This window comes from Roseateles sp. GW821-FHT09G03, from assembly GCF_059416045.1.
Window position 1 is genome coordinate 466,613 of the sequence record NZ_JBWKOK010000005.1, and the last position, 21,810, is coordinate 488,422.

Sequence of the window (21,810 nt, forward strand, 5' to 3'; positions counted from 1 at the left end):
GGGGGTGAGGGCCAGCAGCCTGTGCCGACCTCCACTGCCAACCGCATGACCGGACGCCGTCCATGAGCCTCGTCTTCGAACCCGCCGCCCCCGCCGCGCCACCTGATGCGCAGCGCGCCGACGTTGCCTGCTTCGTGGGCTTCGTCGGCCGCCGCGCGGGACGACCGCTGCCCGACGCGCTGCGCACGCAGCTGGATGCGGGCGGCTGGGTGACAGGCCCGTGGGCGCGGCCGGCGGCGCAGGTCGAAGCGCTGCTCAACCTCCCGCTCGCGCTGGACAGCTGGCATCTGTTCGACCGCTTCTACGCATGGGACGAGCGCCCCGTCGACACGCCCGCAACGCCTGACCCTCTCGACCCGATCACACTCGCCGAAGCGACGCCGCGCCGCTGCGCCACCTACCTCGGCGCCGCGGTGCGCAGCTTCTTCGCCCGCGGCGGCAAGCGCGCCATCGTGATCCGCGTCGGCGATCCCTGGCCTTACCTTGAGGACGCCGCACAGCGTGCCGCGCAACGCGCCGCGCGCCTGGCGCTGCTGCTGCCCGGCATGGTCTCGACGTCACCACCGTTCGCGCCGCACGACCCCGCCACCTGGCAGGGCGTGCAGCACCTCTACGGCCTGCCGGACGACAGCCTGCTGGTCCTGCCCGACCTGCCGGACGCCTGCGCCGTCGTTCCGCCGCCGCCCGATCCGGAGCGGCCGCTGGCGCCGCAGCCGGAAGGCTTCGCGCCCTGCGACGTGGAAGCGCCGGCGCCGCGCGACACCTCGCTGCTGCGCATCCCCGCGCCTCGCCTCGACGACGCCGGCTACACGCGCTGGCGCCAGGCGATCCGCGACACGCGCGACTTCCTCGACCGCCGGCAACGCGCCGCCATGCTGCTGGCCGCGCTGCCGTTGCCGCTCGCGGGCAGCCTCGCCGCCAGGGGCCTGCACGCGCAGGCCGATCCGCGCATGTGGCTGGAACAGACACAGATCCTGCGCAGCGCCTTCGACGAAGACACGCCGCAAGGCCGCCCCGCCGAAGCGCTCTCGCAGCTCGCGTGGCCGTGGCTGCGCACGCGCGCCGCGCGCACCGATCTGCCGCAGGGGCTCGAGCCGCCGGACGGCGTGCTCGCCGGACTCATCGCGCACGGCGCCGTGGCGCGCGGCACCTTCCGCTCCGTGGCCGGCGACACCTCGCTGCCGCTGCTGCGCGACCTCGGCGGCGCGGAGCCCATGCCCGCCTGGGGCCTGGGCGACGACAGCCCGGCCGGCCGCCTCGCGCAGCGCGTCTGCGTCTTCGCGCCCGGGGCCGACGGCTGGGCGCTGCAATCCGACGTGACCACGTCCGCGATGGACCCGTGGCGCTTCGGCGGCGCGAGCCGCCTCATCGGCACCATCCTGCGCGCCGCGCGCCGCGCCGGCGACGGCGCCGTGTTCGAGCCCAACGGACCGAAGCTCTGGGCCCATCTGCGCGGCACGCTCGAAGACCTGCTCGCCGGTTTCTGGCGCGAAGGCGCCTTCAACGGCGGCTCCATGTCCGAAGCCTTCGAAGTCCTCTGCGACCGCTCGACGATGACGCAGAACGACCTCGACGCCGGCCGGCTCGTCGCCTACGTGCGCGTGCGTCCGGCGATGTCCATCGAGCGCATCACCGTCGTGCTCCAGCTCGGCCAGGCGGCCGGTGCGGTGAATGCCAGCGTCACCCAGCGGGAGGCCGCATGAGCGCCGACGACCTCTTCATCGGCCTGCACGTCTTCCGCTTCGAGGTCACCTTCAAGCGGGTCGGCACCGGCAGCGGCCCCGTCGAGGTCTGCGGCGGCGCGTTCTCCGACTGCACCGGCCTGGAAGCGACGATGGAGCCCAAGCTCATCAAGGCCGGCGGCGCCAACTACGGCGCCACCCAACGCGCGGGCACGGTGAGCTTCGCGACCGTCGTGCTCAAGCGCGGCTTCACGCGCAGCCGCGACCTGTTCCGCTGGTTCCAGACCGTGGGCGGCGGCGGCTACGCCTACCGCCTGGCCGCCGAGATCGCCGTGCAGGACACGCAGGGCCGGACCGTGCTGACCTGGGGACTGGACCGCTGCCTGCCGGTGAAGTTCAAGGCCGCCGACCTCAACGCCAAGGGCAGCGACATCGGCATCGAGGAACTGCACCTCGCGCACGAAGGCCTGCGCCTGCTCGATCCGGGAGGCGCGTGATGCCCTGGCTGCCCGACGCTCCGACGGTGGCCGCCGCCACGTTCAAGGTGCTGGAAGGGACCGGCGCCGGCGGGCCCGCGTTCGACGTGCAATTCAATCCGGCCTCGCTCGAATACACGATCAGCAACGAGTTCGACGACCGCAACGGCAACAACGGCGCGCGCCAGTTCGTCAAGAAGAGCACCGCCAAGCTGACGATGACGCTGATCTTCGACACGACCGAGACCGGCGCGTCGGTGCGCGACGTCACCGCCAACATCGCCGGGCTGCTGGAGCCGGCGAAGGATGGCTCGAAGAAGTTCGCGCCCAAGGTCGAATTCGGATGGGGCACCTACGCCTTCAAGGGCGTGGTCGAGCAGTTCAAGGAGACCCTGGACTTCTTCTCGCCCGAGGGCGTGCCGCTGCGATCGAGCATCAACCTGACGCTGGGCAGCCAGGAGGTCGAGTTCCAGAGCAGCAAGAGTCCCGCGCCCGCGGTCGATCGCAATGCGCAGCCGGAGCCCGTCAGCGCGGCGCCAGGCGCGGGCGCGGCCGATGTCGCCAACGCGCTCGGCGATCCGCGCGCGGCCCGCGCCATCGCGGGTGCCAACGGCGCGGCGAGTCTGCGTTTCGGTGCGGAGGCCAGCCTGTCGGTCGGCGGCAGCATCTCGCTGTCGGCGGCGGCGGACTTCTCGGTCGGCGCGAGCGCCGGCGCCGGCGCCGGCATCGGCATCGGCATCGGCGGGGGCGCAGGCATCAGCGGCGGCATCGGTGCTGGCATCAGTGGCGGAATCAGCGGCGGGATCGGCGTCGGCATCAGCGGAGGTGCCAGCGCCGGAATCGGCATCAGCGGTGGCATCAGCGGTGGCATCAGTGGGGGTGTCAGCGCGGGGGCCGGCGTCGGCATCGGCGCTGGTGTCTCCGCGGGCGCTGGCGTCTCCATCGGTGGTGGCGTTTCCGCGAACAGCGGCTTCAACGTCGGCGCGGCGCTGACGGCCACCGCGGGCCCGGCCTTCGCCGACCTGCGCCTCTCGCCGCCCAGCATCAACGTCGACGTCCTCGACGCCCGCGCCGCCCTGCTGCCCGCGCCGCGCGTGGCCGGTTCCGCGAGCTTCAGTCCCGGCGGCCGCGCCGTGGCGCAGGCCGGCGGCAGCCTCAGCGCCGACGTCGGCGCGAACGCGGACCTGCACGGCCGCATCCGTTTCGGGAGTTGATCCGTCATGCCCATCACCTTCGAGGAAGTCACCGCCGACATCGAGCGCGAGCCTCAGGAGCGCGGCGCCGGCGCACCTGCCCCCGCCGCCGAAGCCGCGCCCGACATCGGCGAGCAGATCGAGCAGGCGCTGCGGCTCAAAGCCGAACGCGCCGCGCGTCTCTGCGACCTCTGAACACCTCCCATCGCCATGACCGAAACCAGCGTCAGCCGTTCCGCCATCTTCAGCGCCCGCCCCACGCTGCGCATTGCCGGGCAGGCGGACGAGCGGCTGTCGACGCTGATGACGGCGATGAAGATGGAGGAACGCGAAGGCGGCATGAGCGCGCTGGAACTGCACATCACCAACTGGGTCGCGACCGGCGACGGCCGTGCCGAGCTCGCGTTCAACAGCAGTTCCTCGCTCAAGCTCGGCGCCGAGCTCGGCGTCTATGCCGGCGACGAGGCGACGCCGCGCGAGATCTTCAAAGGCAAGGTCAGCGCGCTGGAGATGGTCTGCAACTACGGCGCACCACCGGAGCTGGTCGTGCTGGCCGAGGACGGCCTGACCGCCGCGCGCCGCGCGCGCCGCAGCAAGGTCTACACGGACATGACGCCGGCGGACGTGGTGAACGCGATCGCGGGCGATCTCAGCCTCTCGCCGTCCGTCACCGGCCTCACCGCACCGCAGGGCACCTGGGCGCAGCTCGACGAGACGGACCTCGGCTTCCTTCGCCGGCTCCTCGCGCGCTTCGACGCCGACCTGCAGGTCGTCGGCACGGCGCTGCAGGTCTCGCCGCGCAAGGACGTGCAGCGCGGCACGATCGACCTGACGCTCTACAGCCAGCTCGCCCGCGTGCGCATCACCGCCGACCTCGCCGACCAGCCGACCGCCGTGAGCGTCGCGGGCTGGAACGCGAAGGACGGCTCCGCGGTGAAGGGCGAGGCCAGCGCCGTCGCCAACGCGGGACCGGGCCAAGGCCGCACCGGCGTCGCCTGGGCCAGCGAAGTCTTCGGCGATCGGAACGAGCACCTCGCCGCGCCGGCCGTCCACAGCAGCGATGAAGCCCGCGCCGTGGCGGAGGCCGCGCTCGACCAGCGCGCCCGCCGCTTCGTCCGCGCCGAGGGCGTGGCCGAGGGCAACGCGCAACTGCGCGTCGGCGCCTGCGTGAGGCTGGCCGGCGTCTCGCCGCAGTTCGACAACACCTACTACGTGGTGCGCGCCTGCCACCTCTTCGACATGAAGCAGGGCTACCGCACCGAGTTCAGCGCCGAGTGCGCCTACCTCGGGAACTGACACCGCACGCGGCACACCACAAGCCAGACACCAGACACCCAACGCCAGACGCCTCACACCACACGCGGCCACACGAGACCCTGTCATGCAACGCGACCTGCCCTCCCCCCTGCCCTTCGGCGTCCCGCTGCCCTGGGCCGCGGGCGCCCAACTGGCCAAGGTCAGCTCGATCGACGATCCCGAGCGGCTCAACCGCGTGCAGGTGCGGCTGCTCGCCTTCGACGACACCACCGGCCAGGACGCCGCGATGTGGGCGCGCGTGGTCGCGCCCTTCGCGGGCGACGACCGCGGCACCTTCTTCGTGCCCGACGTGGACGACGAGGTGCTGGTCGTCTTCGCGCAAGGCGACCCGCGCCATCCGCTGGTGCTCGGCGGCCTGTGGAACGGCAACGCCGCCGCGCCGGCCGACATCGAGAGCGGCGGCCTCAACCGCTACAAGCGCATCAAGTCGAAGAACGGCATCGTCGTCACGCTCGACGACCAGAGCGGCCAGGAGACGCTGACGCTGGAAACCCCCGGCGGCTGCAGCCTCACGCTCAAGGACGGGCCCGGCACGGTGACGCTGGAGGACAGCAACGGCAACAGCATCAAGCTGGAGACCTCCGGCATCACCGTGCAGGCGGCCGCCAAGGTCACGGTGCAGGCCAGCCAGGTCAACGTCACGGCCGGCATGGTGAAGGTGGACGCGGCGATGTCGGACTTCTCCGGCATCGTGAAGTGCGCGGTGCTGCAGACCAACGCCGTCATCAGCAGCAGCTACACGCCGGGCGCCGGCAACGTCTGGTGAGGGAACGGACCATGAACCACCCGCACCACCCTGTCGTCGTCAGCGCGCCGCGCGGCCTCGCCCGCAGCGCGCAGCCGTGGCTGCTGCAACGCAGCGACGACGACTTCATCCCGGCCACGCTGGACGATCTGCGCGGCGCCGGCGGAACGAGCGGCGCGGGCGGAGCGAGCGGCACGAACGGACTCGCGCGGCTGCGCGACCTGCGCGCGCGCGCCACCAACAAGAACGGCACGCTCAAGCTCTTCCAGCCGATCCAGCGGCAGTTCCACCTCGCGCTGGTCGAGGCCTGGTGCGACATGCCCGGCGAGCCGCGCGTCGATCCCGCCAAGATCGAAGCGGCAGGTCTGGTACTGCGGCGACTGGGCGCGGGCGGACAGCCGGAAGGCTGGATGAAGTCCAACGGCCGCATCCGCGGCTGGGTGCCGATGACACGCGTCGGCGGCGTGGACGCCGACCCCGCGCCGGCGCAACGCGCGCAGCGCGATCTCACCGGCGTGGCGGACATCGATCGGCAGCTCGTCGCCTTCTCGCGCGAGCGCCCCGACACCGCGCTGGAGGAACAGTCGATTCCGCTGTACCTCGCGCCACCGGATGTCTGCGCCGAAGCCGGCCAGACGCTGTACTACGGGCTGGTGCCGACCATCAGCGGCGAGATCAGCGAGACCGATGCGACCTTCGGTGCAGCCGATGGCTTCGACTTCGGCCCGTCGTCATCGGCCTTCCGCGGCCATCTGGTGCAGGCGCTGCGCGGCGAGGCGATGGCGCTGCCCAAGGTCGGCGAGTCGGTGAGCCGCGGCTGGCTCGAAGAGAGCGAGCAACCCGGCGCCAGCACCACCCTGGTCCGCTTCGTGCTGATGCTGCGCCAGCTGGCGGGCGAGTTCGACGCGTTCGGCCCCACCGGCGGTCCCATCCTGCAGGCGCTGCATGCCGTGGAGCTGACGCTTGTGCGCCGCAACGGCGAATGGCCGCGTCGCACCGTGCGCGCCGACGACTTCCTGACCAAGGCTCATACGCTGATCCTGGCGCAGGGCAGCGTCTCCGGCACGGTGGAGATGCCCGAAAGCTGGCCCGCGATGAGCGCCGCCCAGACGCAGCAGCTGCTCACTGCGATGCACGCCGCGATGCGGTCGCGCTTCGCCGCGATGAAGGCCAAGACCGGCCGCTTCGACGAACCCGATGCGCGTTACCAGTTGCGCGCCTTCGTGCGCCTGAAGGCCGAAGGTCCCTGCCCGGCGCGCGTCGTCTGGAGCGCGCCCAGTGAGCCCTTCGTGATCGCCGCCTGGTACGAGGGCGCCGGCGCGCCGCCGGTGCAGATCGCCCTGCCCGACCCGGCCGACAAGCAGCTGCTCGCCGCGCTCAAGCCCAACGTGGCCTTCGTGGTGCCGCCGTCGCTGCAGAGCCTGCTGATGGGCTCGGCCAAGGACCTGATCGACGGCAAGAAGCCCCCGCCCGCGAGCCCCGCGCTGACGTGGATCTGCGGCTTCAACATCCCGATCATCACGATCTGCGCCTTCCTGGTGTTGAACATCTTCCTGTCGCTGTTCAACCTGTTCTTCGGCTGGCTCTTCGCGATGAAGATCTGCCTGCCGTTCCCCAAGATCCCGCCGCAGGAGTGACGCGATGACCTCCGCACTCATCGGCTGGCCGCTGCTGCCGCTCCCGGGCGACGACGGCGGCCTCGCCTGGCCCGACCTGGCGCGCAGCGTGCGCGACGGGCTGCGCCTGATCCTCAGCACCCGCCCCGGCGAACAGCTGATGCGGCCCGAGTTCGGCGGCGGTCTCGACCGCCTGCTGCATCAGCCCAACACGATCGCGACCCGGCGCGAGATGCGCGACCTGGTGCGGGATTCGCTCGCGCGCTGGGAGCGCCGCATCCTGCTCGACGCGGTCGAGGTCTGGGAGGTGCCGGGCGAGCCCGGCCAGGTGCGCGTCGAGATCGCGTACCGCCTCGCGCGCACCGGTGAACCCGGCGCGATGAACGTCACCGTGGACCTGGAGGGCTGACGCCATGGCTATCCTGCCCCCCTCGCTCGACGACCGCCGCTTCGACGACCTGGTGGAGGAGCTGCTCGCGCGCATCCCGGCGCACACGCCGGAGTGGACGAATCCGCGCCTGGGCGATCCCGGCCGCACGCTGATCGAGCTGTTCGCCTGGCTGGGCGACGCGCTGCTGTACCGCGCCAACCTGATCCCGGAGCGGCAGCGGCTGGTCTTCCTGAAGCTGCTCGGCCTGGGCCTGAAGCCCGCCTTGCCGGCGCGCGGCATCGTGAGCCTGGCCTTCGCGAAGGAGACCGAACGCGGCGCCCACACGCTGGCGCCGGGCGGCACGCTGAAGGCGCCCATGCCGTTCGAGACACTGTCGGAAACGACGGTGCTGCCCATCACCGGAGAGGCCTACATCAAGCGCCGGCTGAGCAGCACCGAGACCGCGCGCCGCAGCGACGTGCTGCAAGGATTGGCCCGCATCCATCGGCTCAGCGGCAGCTTGAAGGCCTACGAGACGACGCCGGTCTTCGCGCAGGGCCGCGCGGTGCCGGACGGCATCGACGTCTTCGCGCAGAGCGCCGACCGCGCGCTGTGGATCGCGCTGCTGGCGCCCAAGGCGCCGCAGGCCGATCAGCAGGAGGCCGTCAACGAGGCGGTGAAGTCCGCGCTCGGCGGCGGCGATGCGGCGCTGCCGCCGCTGCTGTCGATGGGCGTGGTGCCGGCGCTCAAGCCGCCGGCGCTGTTCGAGGACGTCACCGCGCCGACGCCGATCCCGGTGCTGTGGGAGATCACGACCCGCGGCCGCACCGACTTCGACACCGACTACCTCACGCTGCCAGTGCAGCCCGGCACCGACACCAGCAACGGCCTGTCGCGCGCCGGCACGCTGCGACTGCAGATGCCCGACGAGCGTCAGATCTGGGCGCCCAAGAACGACGTCGGGTTGAATCCGCAGGCCGGCGTCGGCGACGCGCCGCCGCGGCTGGACGATCCGGAACGCGCCGATCGGCTCGTGGCCTGGTTGCGGCTGAGGCCGCAGCCGGGACCCGCTTCGAATGCGGTGGCCGCCTCGAATTCAGCAGCGTTCTCGGCGTCCGGATCGCCGGCGACGGGCGCCACCGCGCTGGCGGCGGCCACGGCACAGCATCTGCCGCTCGCATGGATCGGCGTGAACGCCATCGAGATCGACCAGCGCGCGACGGTGACCGGCCGCGTGCTCGGCGTGTCGACGGGCGCGGCCGATCAGCAGTTCCCGTTGCCGATGGGGTCCGTCGATGCCACCACCTTGCAGATCGAGGTCGAGGCGCCCGGCCGCGGCTACCAGCCGTGGACGCGCGTCGACGACCTGGGCGCGCTCAGCGCCGATCCCGATGTCGCGCGCGACGCGACGGCCTACGAGCTCGACGCCGAGGCCGGCATGCTGCGCCTGGGCGACGGACTGCGCGGCAAGGTGCCGGAGTCCGGCATGCGCGTGCGGCTCGCGCTGGGCCGCTTCGGCGGCGGCCGCGCGGGCAACCTGCCGCCGGAGTCGCTGGCCGAGCTGAGCGCGCGCCGCATCGACGGCCAGCCCGCGCCGCCGATCAAGGTGCTGCAGCCACTGGCGCTGACCGGCGGCGAGGACGCGGAGACGCTGGCCGTCGCCGAACGCCGCATCCCCGCGCGTCTGCGGCATCGCGATCGCGCGGTGACCGAGGAGGACTACCGCCGCCTCGCGCTGGAAGCCCCCGCGATCGACGTGGGCCGTGTCGAGGTGCTGCCGCGCTTCAAGCCGCGCGACCGGCGCTTCCATGTGCCGGGCGTCGTCAGCGTGCTCGCGCTGCCGGCCGCGCCGCTGGCGCCCGCGCCGAACCCGCGGCCCGACCGACCCTTCATTGAGCGCCTGCATGCCTACCTCTCGGTGCGCACGCCGCTGGCCACCGAGCTCTACGTGATCGGCTGCGATTACGTGGCGGTGGGCGCATCCGTCGCCGTCGCGATCCGCGACGGGTTCGCGCGGGACCAGGTCCTGCTCGAAGTGCGCGAGGCGCTGCGCCGCCTGCTGTGGCCGCTGGCGCCGGGCGGACTCGACGGCCAGGGCTGGCCGCTCGGCCGCGCGGTGCGCAGCCGCGAACTCGAGGTCGAGGTCTCGCGCGTGGTGGGCGTCGACGAGCTGCGCGGCCTTCGCCTGTTCCGGCAAGCGGGCACCGAGTGGCAACCCCTGCCCGCCATCGCCGCCGACGGCGCGCAGATCCTCCCGCTGCAGCCGTGGCAGCTGCCCGAGCTGCTGTCGGTGGTCGCCATCGAAGGCAACGCGGCGCCGACCGACCTGCGCGCATTGCCCAACCCCTTCGCCGAGGCCGACGCCGTCGCGGTGCCGGTCGTGCCGGAGCTGTGCTGATGGACGCCAACGGCCTGCGCTTCTGGCTGCTCGGCGATGCCGCGCACTTCCCCGCCGTCGAGCACGCGGTGTGGGACGGCGGCTGCCGGCGGCTGCGGCTCGCGTCGGAACGCACGCTGGCGCCGGCGATGTCGCCCGCCGACGCGTTCGCTGCGGCGCAGTCGGCGCTGGAGCGGGTGCCGCGCGCGATCGATTCGCTGGCATGCGTCGCCCGCTGGGACACGGCGACGACCAGCGTGCTCGTGAAGAGCGTGCTGCCCGACGAGGCCACGCTGCTCGTGCTGGACGAGACGCCCACCGATCTCTGCGCCGCGCCGGACGGCGTGCTCTACCTCGCCTTGCCGAATGCCCCGACGCCGACGGTGCGGATGCATGACCTGCGCGGTCGCTGGAACGACGTGAACGTGTCGCTGGCCGGCTTCGTGCCGTGGCGGCTCGCGCCGACGGCAGACGGCGGCGTGTGGGCGCTGGAACGCTCCACCGGCCGCATCGCGCGGCTCACCGGCCGGCCGATGCGCACGGAGACGCCGCAGCCGGACGACTACGACCCGCGCGTGTTCCGGCCTGACCCCGAGAACGCGTGCGCGCCACGTCTGGCACTGATCGCGTCGGCACCGCTGGAGGCTGCGGAGACGTCAGTCGCCATCGCCGGCGGCCCCGACGGCGCGTTCGCCTTGCTGAGCTGGACCGGCGGCATCGGCACCGCACGCGTCCGTCGCTGGTTGGCCGACGAGCGCCGCTTCGCGCCGCCGCAGACGCTGATCGGCGCGACCTATGCGTATGCGGTCGCGTGGCTCGCGCCGGACCGCGTCGCGGTGCGCGTGCCCGGCCGCCGCGATGCGCCGGCCTTCGACCTGGGGGCCTCCTGGGCTGGTGCGACGGGCGGCTCGGGTGGTTCCGGTGGTTCCGGTGGTTCCGGTGGATCGGGTGGATCGGGCGGATCGGGTGGATCTGGAGGGGGGTTTGGCGGTGGAGCGATGACGCCCCTTCGCGAGTTGATGCCCCTCGGCGATGTGTATCCGTTGGCCGCCGATGCCGTCGAAGGCCCCTTCGCCAACGGCGCGGCGCAGCCGCCGCACTATCCCGCCGGCGCGGCCAGCGCCGAGCCGCTGCATGCGCTGTCGCTGCGGCAGCTCGCGCGGCGCGGCGAGGCTCGCCACTACGCCGACAGCCCCTCCGGCCTCGTCGCCCGCATGATCGACAGCGGCGACGGTGGCACGGTCTGGCACCGGCTCTTCGCCGAGGCCGCCCTGCCCGCCCACACCGGCTTCGTCGCGTGGCTCGCCGCCACCGACGATCCGGTGCCGCCGGCCGACGACGACCGGCTGGCCTGGCATCCGCATGGCTTCGGTCAGGACATCGCCCAGCTCGACGACGCCGTGCTGGCGCCGCAGGTTCCCCTCGCGGTGTGGGAGCCCACGCCCAGCGAGCTGCCGCACCACCCCGGCCTGCTCGGCGGCGAGCGCGAGTCCGACGTGCGCGGCCTGTTCTCGGTGTTGGTGCAGAACGCCCGGCGGCGCGTGCGCACGCTGACCGGCCGCTACCTGTGGCTGCGACTGGTGCTGCACGGAGACACCCGCGCCACGCCGGAGATCGCGGCGCTGCGCGTGTGGGGCAGCCGCTTCTCGTATGCCGACCGCTACCTGCCGCGGCTCTATCGCGAATCGCTGTTCGGCGCCGCCGCGCAGGCGCCGGGTGAACGCATCGGCCAGATCGACAGGACCTTCGCCGCGGCCCTCGATGCCGGCGGCGCGCCCGACGATGCGCTGCGCGCCCGGCTGCGGCTGGAGCAGGTGACGCTGGGCGACCGCGCGGCGATCGAGGTCGAACACGCCGGCGACGCCTGGTTGCTCAGCGATGCCGGCCGCGCCTGGCGGCTGCGGCTGGAACCCGACGCCATCGCGGTCTACCGGCCGCGTGCCACGCCGGCCGACTTCAACGCGCGGATGCTGGCCAGCTTCGAAGGCGTGCTCACGCGCCTCGAGGACCAGGTCGCCGCCGCCCACCTGCTCACCGATCCCAACGTCGTCGCGGATGCGCAGCTCGACTGGCTGGGCAGCTGGATCGGCATCGCCTTCGATCCCGTGCTGCCGGCCGCGCGACGTCGCGACTGGCTGCGCGCGGCGCCCGACCTCGCGCGCTGGCACGGCACGCGCATGGGCCTTCGACTAGCGCTCGACATCGCCACCGACGGCGCGGTGCGCGGCGGCGAGGTGATCGTCATCGAGGACTTCCGGCTGCGGCGCATCCTCGCCACGCTGCTCGGCGTGGATCTGAGCGACGAGCACGATCCGCTGCTGCCGGGGCTGCAGGTCAGCGGCAACTCGGTCGTCGGCGACACGCTGGTCATCGGCGATCGCGAGCGCGTCGAACTCATCGCGCTCTTCAACACCGGCGCCGACGTCACCAGCGCCACCGCCGCCGCGGAGAACCAGGCCGCCATCGACTTCGACGCCCGCCTCGCCTTCCGCGCGACGGTGCTGGTGCACCAGGCGGTGGACCCGCAAGACCTGGCCCTGATCCGGCGCATCGCGCAGCTCGAAGCGCCGGCGCATGTGGAACTGCGCGTCGTGTCCGCGACCTGGCCGCTGCTGGTGGGCATCGCCGCGCTGGTCGGCGTGGACACCTACCTCGGGCCGCCGCGCCTGCCGCGGCCGGTGCAGGTCGAGCGCAGCGGCCTCGGGCTGGGCGACTACCTGATCGGCGCCGCCGTGCTCGATCCGCGCCTGTCCGGCGCGCCGCCCGTCAGCGCGCCGCCGCCGGAGGCCGATGCCGGTCTCGACGCGGTGGCCGCGCCCGGCGAGAGCTTCCTCCTCGACGCCCGCGGCTCGCGCGCGGCCTCGGGCCGACAGATCACCGAGTACCGCTGGCGCCTGTTGCCGCCGACGGATGTTTGACCTTGCAGGAGAGTGGCCATGGCCGAATTCATTCCCGGCACCGACATCAGCACCGACGTCCCGACCATCGAGGTCACCGTCAATCCCGACAAGCCGCTGCCGCTGGGCCGGCAGACCTTCCGGCTGGTCGTCATCGACGACGCGGGCAACGCGTCCAAGCCCGATGAAGTCACCATCATCGTCGCCGACCAGGACGCGCCGACCGCGGTGATCCGCGGACCGCGCATCGCCGCCTTCGCCAAGAGCTTCGAACTGGACGGCTCCGCGTCCTTCGACGTCGGCGGCGGCAAGGTCGTCAAGTACGTCTGGACCTACCTGGGCCCGGTGACCTGAGCGGAGCGGCGCGATGGCGAAGTTCTCGATCGGCAAGCCCGTGACGACGGAGACCGCGACGGTCGAGGTCGACGCGGGCCTGGCCGTGGGCGCGCACCGCTTCAGCCTGTCCGTCGTCAACGCGGCCGGACTGCCCAGCCGCACGGCCGACACGGTCGTCGTGCAGGTCACGCAGTCGCGCGTCGTGCTGCCGCCGATCGCGCCGGCGCCGCCATCCCCGCCGGTCCGCCCCTCGGATCCACGGCTGCCGTTCGAGCCGGCGCCGCCGCTCGAGCCGATGCGGCCCTCGCTGCCCGCCCGACCGGCCCTGCCGGTCAGGCCCACACCACCCGTCGTTCCGACGGCGTCGACCCCGCCCGCGGCGCCGAAGAAGCCGGCCGAGACGACGACGACGACGACGACCACGGCGACGACAGAGAAGCCGGCGGAGCCGGCGAAGCCCGCTGACGGCAAGAAGCCGGCCGACCCGGCCAAACCGAAACGTCCCCCGTCCCCACGCACGTCGAGGAGACCCTCATGAGCATCCAGGCGACCAACGCCGATCCGCTGGTGGCGCAGCCGCGCGCGGACCGCCTCGCCTACGCCACCGGCATGCTGCTGGACGCGCAGGACTTCAGCGACGAGCAGACCTACCACCGCGGCCGCCTCGCGCGCGCGCTCGCCTTCGTGGCTGGGCCGGGCACGCTGGCGGGTCTCGAGGTGCGGCACGTGCCGGAGTCGCCCACGCAGGTCGAGGAGATCAGCGTGTTGCCCGGCGTCGCCGTGGACCGGCTCGGCCGGCTGGTGGAACTGCCGCGCGATGCCTGCCTGCGCCTGCAGCGCTGGTTCGACGCGCAACGCCTGGCCGTCACCGGCGACGGCACCCCCACCGGCAACGTCCCGGGCAGCGCGCTGACGCAGGCGGCGTACACGGACCTGGCGCGTTTCGCCTCGCCGCGGATGATCGCGTCCGGCGTCGCGCTGCCGGCGCTGGCGGTCGTCGCCGACGTCTACCTGCGCTTCGCGGCCTGCGCGCGCGGACTGACGCCGAGCTTCGCGCAAGGCCCGTTCGATGCGCTCAATGCGGTATCGATCTCGCGCCTGCGCGACGCCTACGAGCTGCTGATGATCCCGCGCCCCGGGCTGGACGACGCCTACAGCGGCCTGCCGCTGCCGCCGGCCGATCCGGCCGCGGGCGATCCGAATGCGACGCCGGAAGCGCGCCGCGATGCGCTGCAGGACGCCGTGCTGCACGGCTGGGCCGGCAGCGGCCACGCGGGCGGCGATGGCGGGCTGGAACCCTCGCCCGAGCAGCCGCGCGATCTGGACCCAAGCGCGGTCTTCCTCGCCCGAGTCTTCATTCCGGTCGACAACGCGGCCCCCCCCGCGCGCGTCGTCGGCGCCCCGCTGGTGGACAACTGGGGCCGGCGATTCCTGCCGCCTTCGGCGCTCTTCGCTCAATGGGCCGGGTTGTAGAAAAGGAGTACGACATGGCGATCAACCTCACCCTCGGCGCCGCCCGCGAGCGCATCGATCCCGTCGAGGCACCGACGCTGCGCAACCGCGGCGTGCTGGTCGAGGACCCGCGGCGGCAGCGCCCGCGCTACTTCGACGGCCGCTTCCTCGCTGCGCGCGACCTGATCCGCGACCAGCAGTACTTCCTGACGCGCGAGGCCGACCTGGGCCGCGCCGCCGGCAGCGGTGTCGCGCACGGGCTGTCGGTGTCCGAAGGCGCGACGCCGCAGACGGTCAGCATCACCGCTGGTGAAGGCCTGACCGGCGCCGGCGAGCTGGTGCTGCTGCCGCGCTCGCTGACGATCGACCTGGCCGACATCCCGCAGACGGAGCAACTCTCCGCGCGCTTCGGCCTGTCGCGCCTGCCGGTGGCGCCGCTGCGCAGCCGCACCGGGCTGTTCGTGCTGGGCCTGCGGCCGGTGGAGTTCACCGCCAATCCCATCGGCGCGTATCCGACGACGCTCACGGGCGCGCGCACGGTCGAGGACGGCGACGTCATCGAGGCCACCGCGGTCGTGCTGATCCCGTGGCAGGACGACGGCGCGGCCGATGCGCTCGACGCGCGCCGCGGCACAGCCGCGCGGACGATCTTCACGCAGCCGAGCGCACCAGGCTGGTCGGCCAACGTGCTGCCGGTCGCGATGCTCGCGCTGCAGTCCAACACGCTGGTCTGGATCGACGAGGCGATGGTGCGGCGCGAACTCGGCGCCGACCGCGGCGATCTGCCCGGCCTGGGCTTCGCGCCGCGCGGCCTGCGGCTCGCGCACCTGATGCAGCATCAGAACCACCTGGCCGATGTCGTCGCGCAGTTCCACGGCCGCAGCTTCCCGGCGGCCACGCAGTTCCCCGCGCTGCCGCCGGCCGGCCCGTTGCCGGCGGGCATCATCGACACGGCCGACTTCACGCAGCGCTACTTCCCGTCCGAGGTCGACGTCGACTTCTCGATCATTCCCGAGGACGAACTGCCCGCGCTGGTCGAGGAAGCGCTCGCGCTGCCGCCGATCGACTTCCTCGCCCCGCAGGCGGCGCTGGACCTGACGGCGGTGCTGGTGCTCGCGCCGGTGCCGCGTGCCGACTTCGCCGCCGTGCGCGCGAAGCTCACCACGGTGTCGCGGCCGCTCAAGGCCGCGGCGCCCAACCTCGTCGCGCAACGCAAGCCGCTGGAGATCCTGACCCGCCTGCGCATTCCGCTGCCGCTGCGTCCGGTCGATGTCTCCAACCCATCCGACGCCGAATGGGCGCGGCTTGCGAAGCTCGACTCGCTGTGGTTCGTGCGGCGGCGAAACCTCGCCTACCGCGACGACCTGGTCGGCAAGCCGATCGCCGTGGCGGGCGGATCCGACGTCATCGTCGAACGCGCCATCACCGCGCGCATCGCCGAGCTTGGCCTGACGCCCGCGCTCGACAAGGTGCTGGCCGCGTCCAGCGCGCGGGCCGCGTCCAGCGTGATGTCGCTGCTGGCCTCGCCGCGCATCGCGGCCTCGCCCGCGCTCACGGCCGCGGCGCTCGGCGCGCTCAACGCCAAGCCCGCCGGTGAACGCGAGGCCGTCCGCGACGCAGGGCTGGACCACGCGCGCGTGCTGCAGGTCGGCGCGGAACTCGCGGACGGCGCCGTGGGCAACGGGCTCGAGAAACTCGAGCGCCATGCCGGCGACGCCGTCACCCGCACCGCCCTGGTTAGCCTGGCGAGCAACGACAACTGGCGCAAGCTCGACACCGCCGCCAGCAGCGCCGAGGGGACGAAGCTCGATCAGTTGAGCGCCCGACTCACGCGCGTTCCTGGAGCGTCGGCCAACCCAACGCCAGAGCCGGTCGTCGCCGATCCAGCCCCGAAGGTCAGCCCTGCAGCGAAGGCACCGGCGAAGTCAACGGCAAGGGCGGCTGGGACGACATCGGCCAGCGCGCCGGCAGCGTCTGCACCTGCCTCCACCGCATCGACGGCCTCGACCGCTACCAAGCCGCCGTCAGCCAAGACAACGGCGGTAAAGACCACAGCGGTGAAGACCACGACCGCGAAGACGACCGCTGCAAAGACGACACCCGCCAAGAGGGCCGCCGCGAAGAAGACCGCCGCGACCAAGCGCCCGCCGCAATCCTGATCCCAGGCTCCGAGGAGACCCATCGTGAGCACCACTCCCATCCGCGATCCGCTGGCCGGTGAGCGCGTCGTCGGGCTGTCGCCCGGCAGCGCGATCGAGGCCACCGGCGACTGGCGCCGACGTCCCCATGTCTTCCCCGGTCGCGCCCTCACCGCGGGCGCGCTGACGCAGTGGCAGGCCTGGCAGGCCGGTCATCTCGCCACACGCGGCCAGGACTGGACCGCTGGCATCGTCAGCGGGCTCGAGGTCCAGGCCGGTCCGGTGATCCCGCCGCCGCCCCCGCCGGCCCCGGAACCTGCGCCGCCACCGCCGACCGGCTTCAACGCCGTGGAGTTGGAAATCACGCGCGGCCTCGGCCTGGCCTGCAGCGGCGAGGACCTCGTGCTGAACCAGCCGCTGCGCTGCGTGCTGGCGGATGTTCCCGTCGTCGCGCCGCCGGGCTTCTTCGTCGACGGCAGTGGCGTCGAACCGGGCACCGAAGGCGCGCCGTCCACGCTGCGGGCGCGCAAGATCGGCGCCGCGCTGGGAGCCTTGGAAGCCGCCTCGCTGGCGACCTTGCCCGCGATCGGCGTGCTGGTGCTGCAGCCGGTGACGGCGGACCGCTCCAGCGCCGATCCGATGGATCCCTGCGAGCGCAGCGCCTGCGACGAAGGCACCTACGGCGATGCCGCCGCCTTCGAAGACTGGCGGCTGGGCGACGGCGCGCGGCTGCTCTGGTACGTGTGGCCCGGCGAGTGGCGCGGCCTGCCCGCCGTGCCCGCCGTGCAGCTGCGCAATGCGCTCGCGTGGACGGTGTTCCAGGCCGAGGACGCCTTGCCCGAGGGCCAGGTCTTGCCCTGGGAGGAATTCGGCCTGCCGATCGCGCTCGTCGCGCTCGACGCCGTGACGCGCGAGCCGCTGTGGCTGGACCGCGCGAGCGTCGTTCGACGCGGCGGCAACGGCCGCGATTCGCGTCTCGCGTACACGGGCGGCGCGTTGATCGCCGGCTCCCGCAAGCCGGCGCTGTGGCAGGCGCGCATCGAGCAACTGGCCGAGCAGGTCGCCGCCGCCGGCGAACCCGCGCCGCTGCCCGAGACGCTGAACGACGCCTACGGCCGCTTCCTGCCGCCGGTCGGCCTGCTGCCGCGCAACGCCTTCGATCCGGCGACGCTCAAGAGCGGCTTCTTCCCCGTCGGCTTCGACATCGACGCCGTTCCGGTGCCGGTGGAGCAGCTCGACCTCGCCGTGCGCGCGAGCGCGTCGCTGGCGCCGCTCTCGATCGCCGCGCCGGAGGCCGTGCGCCTGCTCGTGCCGGTGCCGCTGGGCTCCTGGGAGCCTCGGCTGCTGCACAAGGAGATCGTCGATCCGCTGTTCCAGCAGACGCTCGACGAAAACCTGCTGCGCCGCGCCCGCACGCTGGGCTTGCGCCAGGGCCTGCGCAACAAGGCGGCGATGCTGTCGCACGCGCTCGACGGCAAGTCGCCGGTCGTGCCCCCGTTCAAGAGCGATCCCGATGCCGTCGAGACCGAGTCCCTCAGCCCCTGGGGCGAACCGCCGCCCGGCGGCGGCCATCGCAGCGACCTGCGCGCCGGCCTGCACCAGCACTTCTTCGACGGCGCCAATCCGCCCTTCGCCGTGCAGACCGGCGAGTCGCTGTTCTGCTGGGTCTGCCTGGACCCCGACCATCCGCCGCGCACGCTGATGCTGCAGTGGCACACCGAGGGCAACTGGGAACACCGCGCCTACTGGGGCGAGGACCTGATCGGCTGGGGCTCGCCCGTCGGTTCCGCTGCGCACTTCCGCGCCGGCGACCTGCCGACGCCGGGCCAGTGGGTGATGCTCACCGTGCCCGCGTCCGCGCTGGGCCTGGCGGCGAAGAACCTGGACGGCATGGCCTTCGCCCTCTTCGACGGCCGCGCCGCCTACGGCCTGACCGGCGCGCGCACGCCGCAGGTCTGGCGCAAGTGGTTCTGCAACTTCCTGCCGCCCGGCGCGCGCGTCCAGGGCGAGGAGCCCTGGGACCTGCTCACCGCCAACGACCTGTGGACGCCCTTCGAGCCGCACGACGGCGTCGTGCCCAGCCTGCCGCAGTTGCAGTCGCAGGACGGCGGCGACATCTTCAATCCCGGCGCGGCATCGTCCGCGCTCGCGGTGCCGACCAGCGGCTTCAACCTCGCCTACCCGCCGATGTCGGGCTGGCGCGGCCACACGCTGATGAACCGGGACGGCACGCCGATCACGGTCATCGAGAAAGGCGCCGCCGACACGGTCACGACCTGGCTCTACCTGGACGAACTGAACCCGCCGCGCTCGCTGTGGATCGGCGTCTACGGGCGCGGCCTGCGGGCCGACAACACGCCGACGTCCAGCATCCAGATCAAGTTCGCCTACTGGGGCGAGAACCGCTTCGCCGAACTGCGCAAGGCGATCCCCGGCCTGGAGACCCTGCAGGCGCAGACGGTGCGTGGCGGCGCGTTGCCGCGCTCGGGCAGCTGGGTGGAACTGCCGCTGGCCATCCCCGACAGCAACGTCGTCGGCGAAGGCGGCGCGCGGATGTCGGTGTTCGGCATCGTCATCATGGCCTTCGACGGCACGCTCGCCTTCAGCGACCTGAGGCGCAAGCCGGCCGCGGCCGGCGCGCTGCCGGAGCTGATGTGGCCCAAGCAGGTCAGCGACGATCCCCGGCCGACGACGATTCCGACCTACACCCCGCTGCTCAACGCGGCGCTGCAGCCGCAGCACAACCTGGGCGTGCTGACGCCGACGCCGTCCTCGCGCATCGGCACGGTGCGCATCTACACCGAGCTGGTCGCCGATCCGCTGATCCAGCGGCTCTCGGGCCACGAGCAGTCGCAACTGCTGCTGCGCGGGCTGGAGGGATTCGCCGACTACCTGCGCACGCGCATCGACCGCGCGGACGACATCACCGATTTCGGCTTCGCGCACATGCAGGTGGACATGCACCGCATCCGCCAGCTGACGATGAGCGCCAGCGACGCGGGCCGGCTCGCCGTCTCGCCGACGCTGGCGGCGCTGGCCACCAGCGAGAGCGCGCTGGTCGTGCAGCAGCAGATCCAGGAGTACATCGGCAAGGTCAAGGCCACGGCGACCGCGCCGGCGCCCGCCAGCGTGCCCAAGGGCACGGCGGGCATCGCGGCGGCGGCGGGATTCAGCGCCACCGCGGCGGCGACCGCGGCCGCGATCAATGCGGCGGCCAACGAGCGGGTCGCCACGATTGCGCAGTCGAATGCCGGGCTCAGCGCCGGCCTGCGTGCCGACGCCAACTTCAACGCGCAGGTCAACGCGCAGGTCAATGCCCAACTGAACGCCCAACTCAATGCCCAGGCCAACGCCCCATTGAAGGCGCAGGCGGGCGCCCAGCTCAACGCCCGCATCGATGCGCGCGCGCAGGTCGAGGCCGTGCTCATCAAGCCACCCAAGGCGCCGCCGCCGATCATCTACGCGAATCCGGTGGTGGGCCTGTCGGAGATCCGCACCACGGCGATCGCGGAGCGGCTGAAGAATCCGCCCTCGCCCGAAGCGCGCAACTACGCGCTGGCCAACCGGCAGCGCACGGTGATGTCGCTGCTCGGGCTGCTGGAGGCCTTCGCCGCCGAGGACAGCGGCGAACTTCCCGCGCTCTTCCAGGACTTCCAGATCCCGGGGCTCGCGAACGATCCCTTCCTCGTCAACGCGACCGGGCAGCAGCGCCCGCTGACGGACTTCCGCGGCAACGCCGCGCTGCAGGCCGCGCTGGCCAAGCCGCCGACGGGATCGGACGCGGCGCTCGACGAAGCGACGCTGTTCACGCAGGCGGTGAGCCTGTCCGACATCACCATCTCGATTCTGCGCCAGCTGGAGGCGCGGCTGACCGTGTACCGCGACGCGCTCAGCCGCTGCGACAGCGCGCTGGACTCGCTGCGCGGCGAGATCGACACGATGACGGCGCGGCTGTCGCAGGTCGGCGATGCGCTGGCGGAAGCGCGGCACGACGTCAGCGTGGCGCGCGCGCTGCTGGCCGAGGAGACCGAGCGCATCACCGCGATCAACACGCGCCGCGCGAAGGTGCTGGCGGAGGAGGTGAAGTTCATCGCCTTCATCCGCCCGCGCGAGGCCGACAACCTGCTGTCCGCGCCGACGCGCGCGGTCGATCCGGGACTGGTCGATCCGGCCGTGCCGTCCTGCCTGCGTGAGCACCCCGACGCGCCGGACGAGCTGCTGGACATGCTGCGCGTGGTGCGCGAGGCGCCGGCCAACTGGTTCGTGCACGCGCCGCCGCTGCTGCATCGGCTGGACAAGGTGGACCACCTGGTCCGCCTGGTCGGCAGCGCGCAGGCGCGCGCGGTGGCCGGGCTCGCGATGCCGATGCTGGCGGTGCAGACGATCGCGACCAGCACCAAGGTCGCGGCCGGCATCTTCCAGGTTGCCACGCGGCAGGCCGAAGCGCTGGCGCCGCGCATCGCGACGCTGCGCACGCTCGACCTCGGGCTGTTGAAGGTCGCGACCTGGCAAGGTGTGCGGCAGCAGGCCGAGCAGGTGGTGAGCTTCGGCGATCTGGCCGAAGGCGGCCACGGACGCGCCGATGTGTCGCGCGAGGCCGCCGCGGAACTGGACCGCATCCGTTCCGTCACGTCCTGCCTGCATGCGGAGTTCAGCGGCGTGCTGCCGGTGATCCGGCTGCAATGGGCGGAGATGCTGTCGGAGTTCGACGCCGCGCCCAACCTGCGCAACCTCGCCAGCCTGCCGCGCTGGGGCGAGATCGCCTACCTCGACCGGCGGCGGATGCAGTCCTATGTGGACTGGCTGTTCGCGCAGATCGAGCCCGGCCAGCCGCAGGCGATGGCGCTGGTCAACGACGTGGTGCGCATGGCCCTGCTGCTGGCCAGCCACGCGCCGGTGGACCGCATCGTGCAGGGCCGGATGGCGCGGCCCACGCCGGGCGTGATCCCGGGCACGCGCATCCCGCTGACGGTGCTGGACACGACGAAGCTGCGCGTCGGCATGCAGGCGCTGATGTACCGCGGGCACGCGCTGGTGGCCCGCGCGACGGTCGAGGACCTCGGCCAGCAGGAAGTCGCCGCGCGCGTGATCCACACGGTGTCCGCCAAGGTCGACCTGGGCGACGACGTGCGGGTGCACTTCGACACGACGGCGATGGTCAGCCTGTCGGCGGGCGCGGCGAAACGCACGCTGTTCAAGGCGAGGTGATCG

The 21,810-nt window shown here is 72.8% G+C and carries 15 protein-coding genes; all 15 read left to right on the forward strand.

The annotated features are described in order from the left end of the window. Positions 1-62 precede the first annotated feature (62 nt). The 15 genes from AC07OZ_RS20755 (at position 63) to AC07OZ_RS20825 (ending at position 21,807) form a co-directional block, all read left to right on the forward strand. Positions 63-1,703: a phage tail protein gene (locus AC07OZ_RS20755; RefSeq protein ID WP_495468969.1), complete on the forward strand. Its 1,641-nt coding sequence runs from the start codon at positions 63-65 to the stop codon at positions 1,701-1,703. After that, positions 1,700-2,179 (forward strand): phage tail protein, encoded by a 480-nt coding sequence (locus tag AC07OZ_RS20760; protein ID WP_495468970.1) that lies wholly within the window; start codon positions 1,700-1,702, stop codon positions 2,177-2,179. Before AC07OZ_RS20755 ends, AC07OZ_RS20760 begins: the two co-directional genes overlap by 4 nt. Beyond that, positions 2,179-3,372, forward strand: a complete 1,194-nt coding sequence (locus AC07OZ_RS20765; protein ID WP_495468971.1) for a CIS tube protein — start codon at positions 2,179-2,181, stop codon at positions 3,370-3,372. Before AC07OZ_RS20760 ends, AC07OZ_RS20765 begins: the two co-directional genes overlap by 1 nt. A 6-nt stretch (positions 3,373-3,378) precedes the next feature. After that, on the forward strand, positions 3,379-3,546 hold the full coding sequence (locus AC07OZ_RS20770; RefSeq protein ID WP_495468972.1) for a hypothetical protein: 168 nt from the start codon (positions 3,379-3,381) through the stop codon (positions 3,544-3,546). A gap of 15 nt (positions 3,547-3,561) precedes the next feature. Beyond that, the gene (locus AC07OZ_RS20775; RefSeq protein ID WP_495468973.1) at positions 3,562-4,647 is read left to right on the forward strand and encodes a phage late control D family protein; all 1,086 of its coding nucleotides are present in this window, start codon (positions 3,562-3,564) and stop codon (positions 4,645-4,647) included. A gap of 85 nt (positions 4,648-4,732) precedes the next feature. Next, on the forward strand, positions 4,733-5,434 hold the full coding sequence (locus tag AC07OZ_RS20780) for a phage baseplate assembly protein V (RefSeq protein ID WP_495468974.1): 702 nt from the start codon (positions 4,733-4,735) through the stop codon (positions 5,432-5,434). Positions 5,435-5,445: 11 nt separating this feature from the next. After that, positions 5,446-7,050, forward strand: a complete 1,605-nt coding sequence (locus AC07OZ_RS20785) for a hypothetical protein (protein WP_495468975.1) — start codon at positions 5,446-5,448, stop codon at positions 7,048-7,050. Positions 7,051-7,054: 4 nt separating this feature from the next. Then, positions 7,055-7,438, forward strand: a complete 384-nt coding sequence (locus AC07OZ_RS20790; RefSeq protein WP_067275137.1) for a GPW/gp25 family protein — start codon at positions 7,055-7,057, stop codon at positions 7,436-7,438. 4 nt (positions 7,439-7,442) lie between these two features. After that, positions 7,443-9,797, forward strand: a complete 2,355-nt coding sequence (locus AC07OZ_RS20795; protein WP_495468976.1) for a baseplate J/gp47 family protein — start codon at positions 7,443-7,445, stop codon at positions 9,795-9,797. After that, a complete protein-coding gene (locus AC07OZ_RS20800) occupies positions 9,797-12,694 on the forward strand; it encodes a phage tail protein (protein WP_495468977.1) in 2,898 nt (965 codons plus the stop codon). The genes AC07OZ_RS20795 and AC07OZ_RS20800 overlap by 1 nt, the downstream gene beginning before the upstream one ends. A gap of 18 nt (positions 12,695-12,712) precedes the next feature. Then, the gene (locus AC07OZ_RS20805; protein ID WP_067275145.1) at positions 12,713-13,027 is read left to right on the forward strand and encodes a hypothetical protein; all 315 of its coding nucleotides are present in this window, start codon (positions 12,713-12,715) and stop codon (positions 13,025-13,027) included. Positions 13,028-13,040: 13 nt separating this feature from the next. Then, positions 13,041-13,547 (forward strand): hypothetical protein, encoded by a 507-nt coding sequence (locus AC07OZ_RS20810; protein ID WP_495468978.1) that lies wholly within the window; start codon positions 13,041-13,043, stop codon positions 13,545-13,547. Continuing rightward, a complete protein-coding gene (locus tag AC07OZ_RS20815) occupies positions 13,544-14,482 on the forward strand; it encodes a hypothetical protein (RefSeq protein ID WP_495468979.1) in 939 nt (312 codons plus the stop codon). The genes AC07OZ_RS20810 and AC07OZ_RS20815 overlap by 4 nt, the downstream gene beginning before the upstream one ends. 14 nt (positions 14,483-14,496) lie before the next feature. Further along, on the forward strand, positions 14,497-16,620 hold the full coding sequence (locus AC07OZ_RS20820; RefSeq protein WP_495468980.1) for a hypothetical protein: 2,124 nt from the start codon (positions 14,497-14,499) through the stop codon (positions 16,618-16,620). Positions 16,621-16,644: 24 nt separating this feature from the next. Then, positions 16,645-21,807, forward strand: coding sequence for a hypothetical protein (locus AC07OZ_RS20825; protein WP_495468981.1), 5,163 nt, complete (start codon positions 16,645-16,647; stop codon positions 21,805-21,807). Positions 21,808-21,810 lie beyond the last annotated feature (3 nt).

Excerpts from the sequence above, each read along its gene's own strand:
- AC07OZ_RS20820 (WP_495468980.1), top strand. The coding sequence starts at position 14,497 with ATGGCGATCAACCTCACCCTCGGCGCCGCCCGCGAGCGCATCGATCCC.
- AC07OZ_RS20800 (WP_495468977.1), top strand. The coding sequence starts at position 9,797 with ATGGACGCCAACGGCCTGCGCTTCTGGCTGCTCGGCGATGCCGCGCAC.
- AC07OZ_RS20795 (WP_495468976.1), top strand. The coding sequence starts at position 7,443 with ATGGCTATCCTGCCCCCCTCGCTCGACGACCGCCGCTTCGACGACCTG.
- AC07OZ_RS20785 (WP_495468975.1), top strand. The coding sequence starts at position 5,446 with ATGAACCACCCGCACCACCCTGTCGTCGTCAGCGCGCCGCGCGGCCTC.
- AC07OZ_RS20810 (WP_495468978.1), top strand. The coding sequence starts at position 13,041 with ATGGCGAAGTTCTCGATCGGCAAGCCCGTGACGACGGAGACCGCGACG.
- AC07OZ_RS20755 (WP_495468969.1), top strand. The coding sequence starts at position 63 with ATGAGCCTCGTCTTCGAACCCGCCGCCCCCGCCGCGCCACCTGATGCG.
- AC07OZ_RS20790 (WP_067275137.1), top strand. The coding sequence starts at position 7,055 with ATGACCTCCGCACTCATCGGCTGGCCGCTGCTGCCGCTCCCGGGCGAC.
- AC07OZ_RS20765 (WP_495468971.1), top strand. The coding sequence starts at position 2,179 with ATGCCCTGGCTGCCCGACGCTCCGACGGTGGCCGCCGCCACGTTCAAG.
- AC07OZ_RS20775 (WP_495468973.1), top strand. The coding sequence starts at position 3,562 with ATGACCGAAACCAGCGTCAGCCGTTCCGCCATCTTCAGCGCCCGCCCC.
- AC07OZ_RS20770 (WP_495468972.1), top strand. The coding sequence starts at position 3,379 with ATGCCCATCACCTTCGAGGAAGTCACCGCCGACATCGAGCGCGAGCCT.
- AC07OZ_RS20805 (WP_067275145.1), top strand. The coding sequence starts at position 12,713 with ATGGCCGAATTCATTCCCGGCACCGACATCAGCACCGACGTCCCGACC.
- AC07OZ_RS20780 (WP_495468974.1), top strand. The coding sequence starts at position 4,733 with ATGCAACGCGACCTGCCCTCCCCCCTGCCCTTCGGCGTCCCGCTGCCC.
- AC07OZ_RS20815 (WP_495468979.1), top strand. The coding sequence starts at position 13,544 with ATGAGCATCCAGGCGACCAACGCCGATCCGCTGGTGGCGCAGCCGCGC.
- AC07OZ_RS20760 (WP_495468970.1), top strand. The coding sequence starts at position 1,700 with ATGAGCGCCGACGACCTCTTCATCGGCCTGCACGTCTTCCGCTTCGAG.